The 12567-nt window shown below is 43.9% G+C and carries 10 protein-coding genes; 9 read left to right on the forward strand and 1 reads right to left on the reverse strand.

All coding sequences use genetic code 11. From position 1 onward, the window contains the following. Positions 1-118 precede the first annotated feature (118 nt). The 4 genes from NFR56_RS01380 (at position 119) to trxA (ending at position 4325) form a co-directional block, all read left to right on the forward strand. Positions 119-2806 carry a Cna B-type domain-containing protein gene (locus tag NFR56_RS01380; RefSeq protein ID WP_251457210.1) on the forward strand — a complete coding sequence of 896 codons (2688 nt, stop codon included), beginning with the start codon at positions 119-121 and terminating at the stop codon, positions 2804-2806. Between the two features lie 263 nt (positions 2807-3069). Continuing rightward, entirely contained in the window at positions 3070-3339 is a 270-nt protein-coding gene (rpsO, locus tag NFR56_RS01385; protein WP_003004251.1) for a 30S ribosomal protein S15, read from the forward strand. A gap of 434 nt (positions 3340-3773) precedes the next feature. Beyond that, complete coding sequence (locus NFR56_RS01390; protein ID WP_024054957.1) at positions 3774-3998, forward strand: DUF4649 family protein; 225 nt, start codon at positions 3774-3776, stop codon at positions 3996-3998. A 12-nt stretch (positions 3999-4010) separates the two neighbouring features. Next, complete coding sequence (trxA, locus tag NFR56_RS01395) at positions 4011-4325, forward strand: thioredoxin (RefSeq protein ID WP_003013593.1); 315 nt, start codon at positions 4011-4013, stop codon at positions 4323-4325. A gap of 50 nt (positions 4326-4375) precedes the next feature. On the opposite strand, the gene pepF is transcribed toward trxA, so the two are convergent. Further along, positions 4376-6172, reverse strand: a complete 1797-nt coding sequence (gene pepF / locus NFR56_RS01400; RefSeq protein ID WP_251457213.1) for an oligoendopeptidase F — start codon at positions 6170-6172, stop codon at positions 4376-4378. A gap of 154 nt (positions 6173-6326) precedes the next feature. Here pepF and NFR56_RS01405 point away from each other — a divergent pair, with 154 nt between their 5' ends. The 5 genes from NFR56_RS01405 to NFR56_RS01425 all read left to right on the forward strand — a co-directional run bounded on the left by NFR56_RS01405 (position 6327) and on the right by NFR56_RS01425 (position 12566). After that, positions 6327-7610 carry a DUF6287 domain-containing protein gene (locus NFR56_RS01405; RefSeq protein WP_251457216.1) on the forward strand — a complete coding sequence of 428 codons (1284 nt, stop codon included), beginning with the start codon at positions 6327-6329 and terminating at the stop codon, positions 7608-7610. Positions 7611-7627: 17 nt separating this feature from the next. Beyond that, positions 7628-8365 carry a hypothetical protein gene (locus tag NFR56_RS01410; protein WP_134974606.1) on the forward strand — a complete coding sequence of 246 codons (738 nt, stop codon included), beginning with the start codon at positions 7628-7630 and terminating at the stop codon, positions 8363-8365. Positions 8366-8822: 457 nt separating this feature from the next. Beyond that, positions 8823-11045 (forward strand): polyribonucleotide nucleotidyltransferase, encoded by a 2223-nt coding sequence (gene pnp / locus NFR56_RS01415; protein WP_251457219.1) that lies wholly within the window; start codon positions 8823-8825, stop codon positions 11043-11045. 24 nt (positions 11046-11069) lie between these two features. Continuing rightward, positions 11070-11687 (forward strand): serine O-acetyltransferase, encoded by a 618-nt coding sequence (gene cysE, locus NFR56_RS01420; protein WP_003018264.1) that lies wholly within the window; start codon positions 11070-11072, stop codon positions 11685-11687. Positions 11688-11699: 12 nt separating this feature from the next. Beyond that, positions 11700-12566, forward strand: coding sequence for a GNAT family N-acetyltransferase (locus NFR56_RS01425; protein WP_118228586.1), 867 nt, complete (start codon positions 11700-11702; stop codon positions 12564-12566). Position 12567: the final 1 nt, after the last annotated feature.

Genomic DNA, 12567 nt, shown 5'->3' on the forward strand with positions numbered 1-12567 from the left:
AAAGTAAATCGATTATAATGAAAAAAGATGGGTTGTGCATAAAATCACAATATGTAGTGATAATTTTTCGACTCACATACCTTATCTAGTAAACGTAGAAAAAGGAGAAAAATCGTTTATGAAAAAGTGGCTCTATTCTGTTGTGACAACAGTTGCCCTATTTTTACTAGCGGCTTTAGGATTTGCCAAACCCAATAGTCCGGCTAAAGTCCATGCAGATACGATCAATGATGTTGTGACATCTGTAAACATCTCGAAATCAACTGGTGGGGCCATTACAGATCCACTCGGTGTTTGGGAAAGTTTTCAAGTTGAAGCAAACTTTGTGTTGCCAAATGGACGTGTAAAAAAGGGAGATCAGACTGTTATCCAACTTGGAGATGACTTTAAGGTCTTTGAAACGGACACCATCGACCTGCTGGATCAAAGTGGTCAAAAAGTTGCGACAGCAACGGTAGATGATCAAAGAAAAGTCATCACTGTAACCTACACGGATTATCCTGAAAGAATGGCCAATGTGACAGGGAAACTGCGTTTCTTTGCGCGTGTAGACCACCAAGTCGTCAAAGGGCAAAAGACACTTGATTTTACTCTTACGATCGATAAGAAAGTGATTTCAGGTGGGAATATCGATTACAAAGGGGTCAATCCGGGTGAAAATCCTCCTACTCCGGAAGTCTTTAGCAAATGGGGCTGGACCAACTCAGATAATAAATTAAAATTGACCTATACCTTGAACATCAATCAAGGTCACACAGCTCTTCATAATATTGATATTAAAGACCAATTGGCCTTTACAGATGGAAAAATCAAAGCAGATTCTATCAACATCCATACTGGAACTTGGCAGATCGATAACGAAGATGGCGCCTATCACTTAAGAGACACCACAAATGTCACGAAGAATTATTCCCCTGTTGTCAGTGCCGATGGTCGTTCTCTAACGGTTCATATTGGAGATCTAGCTCCAGAACAAGGAATGACGATTCGTTATGATGTTTATTTGGACAAGGTCCCAGCCATCAATACATCCTACAAAAACAATGCTAGCATGACAGCTACAGAAATCAAGGAGCAAAATAAGGTTGCAGATATTCTGTATCAGTTCCTTGATGGAAAATTTAATGGTGAGAAATACTCCTTCACTATTCATAAAAAAGGTGAAAATGGTCAGGCTCTTGCAGGTGCTGTTTTTGCTGTGACAGCAGATGATACAGGTGAGCAAGTGGGAACCATTACGACAGATGAGAATGGTGTTGGCACCATTACTGGTTTGATCAAACAAGCTTATACGGTTAAAGAAATTCAAGCTCCGACAGGCTATGTGCTCTCTGAAAAACCTATCAAGATCAGCAAGGATGATTTTGGAAATGACCTCGCGATTTCTCGTGATGTCGTAAACCAAAAAGAAAAAACAAGCGTTGCTGGTCAAAAGACATGGAATGATAATGATAACCAAGATGGCAAGCGTCCATCAAAAATCACCGTCAACCTCCTAGCAAATGGAGTTAAAGTTGCTTCTAAAGAAGTGAAACCAGATGCTACAGGAACTTGGGCTTATCATTTTGATAATCTCGATGTGGTCGATGATGCTGGCAATGTCATTGCCTACACTGTTTCAGAAGAACCTGTTGAAGGCTATGAAGCGACTATTGAAGGAACCAATATTACCAACAGTCGGACACCAGAAGTTGTTGAGATTCCAGTAACGAAAGTTTGGAAAGACAATGATAACCAAGATGGCGTTCGTCCTGACAAGGTCACTGTTCGTCTCCTTGCAGATGGTACAGAAGTAGCTAGCCAAGAGCTAAGTGCAGCGACTGATTGGAAGACAGTCTTTACCAATCTTCCAAAATACAATCACGGCAAACAAATTGTCTACACAGTCACAGAAGACACAGTAGCCAATTACTCTGCTGCGATTGATGGAACAACCATTACCAATAGCTACAAGCCAGGTAAAACCAGCGTTACTGTTACAAAACGTTGGGAAGACAACAATGACCAAGATGGCAAACGTCCAAGCGCCATTAAGGTACAGCTCTATGCAGATGGCAAAGCTCAAGGAAAAGAAGTGGAACTTTCTGCTAAAAATAACTGGACCCATACCTTTAGCAATTTGCCTCTAAAAGCGAAAGGCAAAGAGATTCAGTACCAAGTGAAAGAAGTTGGGACAGTCAAAGGCTATACTAGTACGGTCGATGACAGTAACAAGGGAAATGTAGTGATCACCAATAGCCGCACACCAGAAGTAACAGAAGTAGCGGTCAAGAAGATCTGGGATGATGCAGACAATAAAGATGATCTTCGTCCTGAAAAAATCACAGTTCGTCTCCTTGCGGATGGTCAAGAAGTAGCTGTAAAAGAAATCACAGCTACTGATAATTGGCAGGCAAGCTTCACGGATCTACCCGTATACAAGGAAGGTAAGAAGATTGCCTACACGATTACAGAGGATCCAGTAGCAGGTTATACAAGCAACATTGATGGTTTCACGGTAACCAACCGTCATACGCCACCAACAACACCTCCTACCACACCACCAAGCACACCGCCAACGACACCGCCTACAACCCCACCAACGACACCGCCAACAACACCTCCTACAACGCCACCGACGACACCACCAACAACGCCGCCAAGCACACCGGAAAAACCAGAAACTCCAACCACACCAAAAGAAGGAAAGAAAAAAATTCTTCCATCAACTGGTGAAGTTGTTGCTTACGGGTTGACCATACTCGGTGCACTCTTAGCAATTTTTGCTTTGGCTTTGCTCTTGCGTGGTAAACGGAAAGAGAAATAAGCTTCATACCGATAAAAGGCAAATATCCCAAAAGATATTTGTCTTTTTGAATAAGTTGCTTGAAGAATGATCCATCAAACTGTCCAAATTCCCAAGGTTCTTTTTAGAAAAGTGAAAAGCTCCTCTCAAAGGAAACATAAGTGTTTGACAGAAAGATGAAATCTTGATAGAATAAGAAGGTCGAATAGACAACTAACTCTTTCTTGGTAGCAGGATATGCCAAACCTGCCACTCGGATAGAGCATAAAGAAAAGGAGCTTATCATGGCAATCTCAAAAGAGAAAAAAAATGAAATCATTGCACAATACGCACGTCACGAAGGTGACACTGGTTCAGTAGAAGTACAAGTTGCTGTCCTTACTTGGGAAATCAACCACTTGAACGAACACATCAAACAACACAAAAAAGACCACGCTACTTACCGTGGTTTGATGAAGAAAATCGGTCGCCGTCGTAACTTGTTGGCTTACCTTCGTACAAACGACGTTAACCGTTACCGTGAGTTGATCAACTCTCTTGGACTTCGTCGTTAATTCAAGATACAAAGGCCGTCAAAAGCACAAAGCAAAAATAGGAAAATTGACGAAGAAGCTTCAGCTTCTAGGAGATTTTATCTTTTTTGCCAAGTGCTTAGGCCGTGTTCAATTGAGCATATCTTGAAAATAAGGCTACTCTAGTTGAGTAGCTTTTTTGTTTTTTGTCACCTTGCCTCGATATACTCGAGTATAATCTTCGGCTACGGTTCCTAGCATCGTAAGGTAAAATAGACCAGATCTATCTCCCTTCGGGGAGATTTTTTGTTTTCACCAAGATTTTAGCCCGAGCTCAAAACAGCTCTCTGGATTCAGAGGGCTTTTTTGTTATCTTTTTTCGGACAAGATTCATGATTCTGAGTAAGTCGTTTTATTTGACAGATGTAATTGACAGAGTTACAATAGACACATCTTAAGAAATAGAGGTTATCGATATGATTGATATTACATATCTAGATGGTGCAAAACAAGAAAGAGTCATGCATTTTGATTCCTACGATGAGTTTGAACGCTCCCAACAAGCTTGCTTGATTGGGGTAGCAGATTTTTATCCTGTTGTGAAACTGACCTATAATGGGCATGAATTGGATTACCAAGGGACTTACGGAGATGTCTTCTTCTATTTGATGAAGCAAGATTTGACCCAGTACCAAAACTAAAGGAGAAAGAAAATGGCAAAAGCAATTACAGACGCAACATTTGAAGCAGAAACAAAAGAAGGCTTGGTCTTGGTAGACTTTTGGGCAACCTGGTGTGGTCCATGTCGCATGCAAGCTCCTATTTTAGAAAAATTATCGGAAGAACTTTCGGAAGATGAGTTAAAAATCCTAAAAATGGACGTGGATGAAAATCCAGAAACAGCGCGTGCTTTCGGCATTATGTCCATCCCAACCTTGCTCTTTAAAAAAGATGGGCAGGTTGTTAAACAAGTAGCAGGAGTGCATACCGCAGCACAAATTAAGGCCATTGTGGCTGAGTTGAGTTAAAAAGCAAAAAAGCTAAAGAAGAATGAACCTTCTTTAGCTTTTTTTGAATTTTATTCTCCCAATTCTGCACTGTAAGCAATAATTTGATCCACAGTGTCTGAAAGGAATTGGATGGTATCGCGAAGTGGTTTGTCAGTTGAGATATCTGCTCCGATGATCATAGCTGACTCAAGTGGGGTCTTGCTACCACCTGATTTAAGGAGGTCTAGCCAATCTTTAGCTCCGTTTTCGGAGCTCTTCAAATGCAGGTAACCCGCTGTTGAGATAACCAAGCCAGCTGAGTAGGTATAGCTGTAAAGCCCCATGTAGTAGTGGCTTTGACGCATCCAGGTCAAGGCTGCATCGTCATCGATTTCAACGGCGTCTCCCCAGAATTCTGTCAAGACTTCCTTCATGATGCTATTGAGCTTGCTAGCACCGAAGGTGCCACCTTCTTCAATCAAGGTGTAAACCTTGCGTTGGAAGGCTGCTTCCAACAAGTGGGTGATGAAGTTGTGGAAGTAGGTATCTGTCAAACGGTGAGCCAAGGCAAAGCGTTTTTGACGAGGATCGTCAAACTGGTGTTCCAAATAGTCGCTGAGGAGGAGCTCGTTAAAGGTAGAAGGAGCTTCCACATAGTAGGTCGACATGTGGGCGTTGAAGTAGCTTTGGTTGTTGTCTGAGAAGATGAATTGACCAGAGTGTCCGATTTCGTGGATCAGGGTGTAGACATCGCTCATCCGTCCTGTCCAGCTCATGAGGACATAAGGGTGGACACGGTATGGGTCAGCGGCATAACCACCGGAATCCTTGCCTTCATTGGCTGCAAAATCGACCCAGCGTTCGGTTTGGTAGCGGGCAATTTCGCGGGAGTATTCTTCTCCAAGAGGTGCCACAGATTTCATGACCAAGTCATAAGCATCATCAATGGTGACATCTGGGTTGAGCGCGCTGTCCAAATCCAACTTCCAATCAGCAAAGGTCATTTTCTCAAGGCCATTGACCTTGGCCACGTGTTTGAGGAATTTTTGAGCGACCGGAGCGAAGTCCTTCATGATCAGGTCAATCTGGCGATCAAACATGGCACGATCTACTTCCTGCTCAGCCAAGAGGTAGTCAAAGACAGAGTCGTAGCCCCGCATATCTGCAATCAGCTTTTCAGACTTGACTTGAGCTAGATAGGTAGCAGCAGCCGTGTTTTGGTGCTTGCGGAGACCTTCTGAGAAAGAACGAAAGGCTTTTTCACGAACTTCCGCATTCTCATGGTTTTGGTAGAAGTTTTCATAGGTGACAAAACTATTTTTGTAGACTTTTCCATCCACTTCGAAATCAGCCATTTCAAAGTCGCCTGCCCGCATCTTGGTATAGATGTCTTGTGGTCCGTAGAAGACTTCACCCAGGTTGGTCAAGGTCTTTTCCACATCAGCTCCCAAGTAGTGAGCTTTCTTGATTTTGGCTTGGCGAATGGCAAAAGTTAGGTGAGGAAGTTGTCCCAGGCGTTCGAGGACATCTTCATCTGCTTCGACCAAAGCATCATCAAAGAAGGAAAGTTCGACGCTGGCCCAAGTTTCGAAATCCATCCCTGCTTGGGCAATCTCTGCGAAAGCTTCGTCGCCAAAGTCAGTCGTTTGGGGCATAAAGCTGTAGTTACCAATGTGGCTGAGTTGAATCTGAATCTGTTCAAAGATGGCAAAGGCAGCTTCGAAGTCTTCAAAGGTGTGGAGGTTACCCTTGTAGTTACGGACAAATTCATTGATTTCTTCACGTGTTTTTTCAATGGCACGCAAGAAGTCTTCTTGGTCTTGGTAAAGGGCTGTGAGGTCCCAGAGTTCGTTCTCAGGAAATTCAGAACGTTTTTTTAATTCCATAATGTTCTCCTTTTGATCGGTATTCTTCCTTAAGTATAGCAGAAAATAGGACAGAAACATAGAGGGAGAGGGGAAAATGCTTGTGTAAAAATCTTGAAAGAGCTGGAAAAATTGACCATTTTTGATATACTAGGATAGAAATGAGGAGGTTTTTATGAAAAAGGTTATGATTTCACTACTGGCGGGTGCGTCCGTTCTAGCTCTGGTGGCTTGTACGCCCAAACGCTATGAACGCCAAAGTAAACCAAAGACAGCAACGTCATCATCGGTTAAAAAAGAAAAGAAGGATACGGGTCAAAAGTATTATCAAGAGGTTTTGGAGCGGTATGCTAAGTATGATACAGCTCTTAAAAATGGCGATAAGTCAGGCCTGTTTGCGGAATTAGGTAAGATAAAATCTGGCTCAGAAGAAAGCATCTATCTAGATGCTTTGGAGCGCTTAGGAACTCCGGTAACCTTCCAATACGCTTTTACAGACTTGAACAAAGATGGTGTGGATGAGCTCTTGGTGTCCAATCAATACACTGGAAAAAAACAATATGTTTCTGCCATCTATTACCTCAAGGGTCAAGAAGCCGAATTGCTCCATACAGCTTATACAGCTGCGGTTGGTGGCTATCGCTCCAGCCTAGACCTTTTTGATAATGGGCAAATTGTCTACGCCACTTGGCAATCTGTGAGCCCAGACCGGGAATTGACCCTTTATTCGCTAGGAAAAGGGGAAGCCAAGGAAGAAAAGAAAGCAACCATTCAAATTGGTGGGGACCAAACAGCAGAGAAGGCTCTTGGGATTTCAGCCAAGCAGTTGGACCTCAGTAAGCTGGACTGGAAAACTTTTGACGGTTCAGGGGATTCCAAATCAACAGCAAAAGCAGAAGAGAAAAAATCAGAAAGCTTCCAAGTGCAAGTCAGTGTGTCGGATCTTCGTATTCGAAAAGAACCATCTACTTCAGCTCCATCTGCAGGAATGATCGCAAAAGGAACTCATACCATTACGGAAACCATAGATGCGGATGGTCATACCTGGGGCAAATTAGAATCTGGACAAGGCTGGATTGCCCTTGACTATACAACGCGAGTGGATGGAAATGCCGAATCAGCTCCTGCCCCTGCCAAAACAAGCACTGAGATGAATCTAGATGAAATAAAAGCTGGAAATTTCTCAAGTGTAGCGGGAGTTTGGAAAAATAAGTACGGTACGAGTATTGAGTTTGATGCGCAAGGAATTGTGAAGGTCAATGGTAGTGCTGTCAATGGTGTTCAATTTTCTGGTTTTTACTTCAAGGAAGGCAATTTACACGGAGTTAGTCGGATGCCTGGGGCAACGAATGACACGCCTATTCTTTTCATTCCTTCAAGAGAAGGTGGCAGTGAATCCATTTACTGGAGTAAGAGTGATGCTACGAATGGGAACGATTTGTACTACCGTGTGAACTAAAAAATAAGGAGACAAACATGAAAAAAATTGGAACATATTTACTAGCTGCAGCCCTCTTGCTCTCCCTAGCAGCTTGCGCTCCAAAACGCTATGAGCGTAAGCACAGTCCGGTAGGAGCTTCATCGGTCAAAAAATCATCTGACAAAGCCCAAGAAAAAGAGCAAACAGAAGAAGCTAAGTCAGATGAACATGATAAAGAAGCCATTGGAACCTTGTCAAAAGCAGACCAAGCGGATATCTACTCGATTATTGAAAACAGTGCGTCTTTGACTTATTCACTTCAGGTGCAACCGACTCGTTTGCTGGAGTTGAACAATGATCACGGTGCGGTTGATGGTTACCCGCAAGACATGTTCATTGATTACTACAATACCTACACGCCGGGAACCTATAATCTGCAAGATATCATTGATAAATTGAATGCTGAAGAGACATCGGACTCTATCCGTAGTCTGTCACAAGACAAGCTCATCCAACTGACAAACGAAAAGAAGGACGGCTGGCTCTATTCGACAAAAGACAAGGCCTTCTACGAAATTGTACCTGGTGGTCGTGGAGGAGCGATGCCACCGATGCAAATCCCTTCACCGGATGAATGGGTGGTCAATGAAGATTCAGTTGAAGTGACAACGACTATCCAAGGAACTTCTGATCCATACAGACGTTTTGTCTTGAAACGCAACAACAAGAATTACAAGGGTGGAACCCATAAAACACGCTTTTATGTCGACAGTACAGAATTCGTGAAATCTTAAAAATAAATAGAAGCTATACCTGGATCTAAAATTTTTATATAGGTCTCTTGGAAGATTCGCAGAAAAAGGCCCGTAAAGCCTTTTTCTTTTGGGCTTGAATATGTTAAAATAAAAGGTATACGTGCTTGGATACAAAGATGAGGATATAACATATAGATGGGCTGCGTCAATCAATGCTATCATGCGTAATTGAACCCGGCCGAAAAGCTGTGTAAAAAAGATAAACTGTCTTGTCTTCATCGAAGACTTCGTCAGTTTCCTATTTTTACTTTGCTTTTGACGGCCTTAGTATCTTGATAGTTGAACACGGGCTAAATCCCTAGTGAAAAAGATAGATTTCCTGGTGTGCGTGGCACACTGCGTCAATCTCCTATTTTCATACGGGATTCTTCACGCCCTTTGTATCCTGATTTTTGTAGGCAAGTCGTATAATTTTATCAATCCAAAGGGGATTACAATGACAAAACAAGTGTTTCAAACGACTTTTGCGGGTCGTGAGTTAATCGTAGAGACTGGTCAGGTTGCGAAGCAAGCAAATGGCTCTGTTGTCGTGCGTTATGGTGAGTCAACTGTCTTGACTGCTGCCGTTATGTCTAAGAAAATGGCAACTGGGGATTTCTTCCCACTTCAAGTCAACTACGAAGAAAAAATGTATGCGGCTGGGAAATTTCCTGGTGGCTTTATGAAACGTGAAGGACGTCCTTCAACAGATGCGACTTTGACAGCGCGTTTGATCGACCGTCCGATCCGTCCAATGTTTGCGGAAGGTTTCCGTAATGAAGTGCAAGTCATCAACACAGTCCTTTCTTACGATGAAAATGCATCTGCACCAATGGCAGCGATGTTTGGTTCATCATTGGCACTTTCTATCTCAGATATTCCGTTTGACGGACCAATCGCTGGGGTACAAGTAGGCTATGTGGACGGGGAAATCATCATCAACCCAACGCAAGAACAAGCAGAGCGCTCTCTTCTTGAATTGACAGTAGCTGGTACCAAACACGCTATCAACATGGTAGAGTCTGGTGCCAAAGAATTGTCAGAAGAAATCATGTTGGAAGCTCTTCTCAAAGGGCACGAAGCCGTTAAAGAATTGATTGCCTTCCAAGAAGAAATCGTTGCGGCAGTTGGGAAAGAAAAAGCAGAAGTTGAATTGCTTCATGTAGATGCTGACTTGCAGGCTGAAATCATCACAGCCTACAACAGTGACCTTCAAAAAGCGGTTCAAGTTGAAGAAAAATTGGCGCGTGAAGCTGCAACTCAAGCAGTGAAAGACCAAGTCACAGCAGTTTACGAAGAAAAATATGCCGACCACGAAGAATTTGACCGCATCATGCGCGACGTGGCTGAAATCTTGGAACAAATGGAACACGCAGAAGTGCGCCGTTTGATTACAGAAGACAAGGTTCGTCCGGATGGTCGTAAGGTCGATGAAATCCGTCCTTTGGATGCGGTTGTTGACTTCCTTCCTCGCGTTCACGGTTCAGGTCTCTTTACGCGTGGACAAACTCAGGCTCTTTCTGTCTTGACTTTGGCACCAATGGGTGAAACGCAAATCATCGATGGTTTGGATCCTGAGTACAAGAAACGCTTCATGCACCACTACAACTTCCCACAATACTCGGTTGGTGAAACAGGTCGTTACGGTGCGCCTGGTCGTCGTGAAATTGGTCACGGTGCTCTCGGTGAGCGTGCCCTTGCTCAAGTATTGCCAAGCTTGGAAGAATTCCCATATGCCATCCGTTTGGTAGCAGAAGTCTTAGAATCAAATGGTTCTTCATCTCAAGCCTCTATCTGTGCGGGAACGCTTGCCCTTATGGCTGGTGGTGTGCCAATCAAGGCACCAGTAGCTGGTATTGCCATGGGTCTGATCTCAGATGGAAACAACTACACCGTATTGACAGATATCCAAGGTTTGGAAGACCACTTTGGAGATATGGACTTTAAGGTTGCAGGAACTCGTGACGGAATTACAGCCCTTCAAATGGATATCAAGGTCCAAGGGATCACTGCAGAAATCTTGACTGAAGCACTTGCTCAAGCCAAGAAAGCTCGTTTTGAAATCCTTGATGTCATTGAAGCAACCATTCCAGAAGTTCGTCCAGAATTGGCTCCAACTGCTCCGAAAATTGATACCATCAAGATTGATGTCGACAAGATCAAGATTGTCATCGGTAAGGGTGGAGAAACCATCGATAAGATCATCGCTGAAACAGGCGTTAAGATTGATATCGACGAAGAAGGAAACGTATCTATCTACTCGAGCGACCAAGATGCCATTAACCGTGCTAAGGAAATCATTGCTGGTTTGGTGCGTGAAGCCAAAGTGGATGAAGTCTACCATGCCAAAGTGGTTCGGATCGAGAAATTCGGAGCCTTTGTCAACCTCTTTGACAAGACGGATGCCCTCGTTCACATTTCTGAAATGGCTTGGACTCGTACCAACCGTGTTGAAGACTTGGTAGCGATCGGCGATGAAGTGGATGTCAAGATTATCAAGATTGATGAAAAAGGTCGTGTCGATGCTTCTATGAAGGCACTCTTACCACGTCCGCCAAAACCTGAACATACAGAAGAAAGAGGTGAAAAGGGTCCTCGCCATGGTGATCGTCCTCGTCACCACAATAAAGACCACAAACCTAAAAAAGACTTTACCATTACACAAAAAGATTCAGAATAATCATTAGAAAAGGAGGAGCACGGTATGGGATGGTGGCGTGAAACCATCAATATTGTAAAAGAAAATGACCCAGCAGCGCGTACCTCGCTGGAGGTCCTTTTGACCTATCCGGGCGTCAAAGCACTGGCAGCTCACCGTGTTTCCCACTTTTTGTGGAACCATGGCTTTAAGCTCTTGGCGCGGATGCACAGCCAATTCTGGCGTTTTTGGACTCAGATCGAGATCCATCCAGGTGCGACCATTGCTTCTGGTGTCTTTATCGACCATGGAGCGGGCCTCGTTATCGGGGAAACAGCCATTGTTGAAAAAGGCGTTATGCTCTATCACGGGGTGACCCTTGGGGGAACAGGAAAGGATGTCGGCAAACGCCATCCGACGGTACGTGAGGGAGCCTTGGTTTCCGCCCATGCCCAAGTCATCGGCCCGGTGGAAATTGGAGCTAAGGCCAAAGTCGGAGCAGGGGCTGTCGTGGTCTCAGATGTACCAAGTGATGTGACCGTTGTCGGTGTTCCTGCCAAGATCGTGCGGGTGCACGGTCGAAAAGACGAACCAGTCATTCACCAAGAAGAAGAAAAACGCGAATACTACATGAACAAGCTGGAGCATGCCAAGGAAGCCAGTCATCGGTCTTCGAGCTTGTAAGGAGATCGCTACGTGATTCAATCAACCAACACATTGAATGACCACCAACTACTGGAAGCAAAAGCCCTTATTGCCGTCTGTCAGAACTATGACGGAACGTTTCGGGATCCTTATCTCTCCAATATGCTCAATTTTGACCCCGATATGCCCGCCTTTTTCCTTTATTATGAAAAAGGTGAACTTGTTGGCCTATTAACCGTCTATGCAGATGACCAAGATGTGGATGTGGCGATCCTGGTCCATCCTAATCATCGTCGTCAGGGAATTGCGCAAGCTTTGTATAGAAGTTTTGAGAAAGAAACGGCATCTTATCCAATTGAGTCTGTAACTTTTCAAACAGAGCGTGTTTTTCTAGAGAATCATCCTGATTTTGCCAGCAATTGGGGACTGGACGAGGATGACGAAACAGAAACCTGGTTAGGACGTGATCGAACCGCTTATGCATTAGATTCCCGTTCGGATGTCGATGTGCTCTTGGCAAAACCTTCTTATCTTGAAGCCATTGCCCAGCTCCACCACCAAACCTTTTCAGATGAAGTGGAAGCACCGGAAGTGAGCCACAGATACATTTCAGAGGCTTTAAAGGATCCTGATAGTCTGCTGTACATATTACTCAAAGAAGGTCAAGTGATTGGCGTTTGTACGGTCGATGTATCTGGAAAATGCAATTACCTTTATGGACTTGCGATTGCTGAAGTCTATCGTGGGCAAGGTTACGGAAGCTATCTAGCAAAATCCCTCGTCAACCAACTCATTGCGCAAAATGACAAGGCATTTCAGATTGCAGTGGAAGACAGCAATGTAGGTGCCAAACGCTTGTATGAAAAGATTGGCTTTGTCACACAGACTCAGGTGGTTTACTTGAAGCCAAAAGAGTAGA

It is taken from the genome of Streptococcus caecimuris (assembly GCF_943193075.1).
Classification (GTDB): domain Bacteria; phylum Bacillota; class Bacilli; order Lactobacillales; family Streptococcaceae; genus Streptococcus; species Streptococcus caecimuris.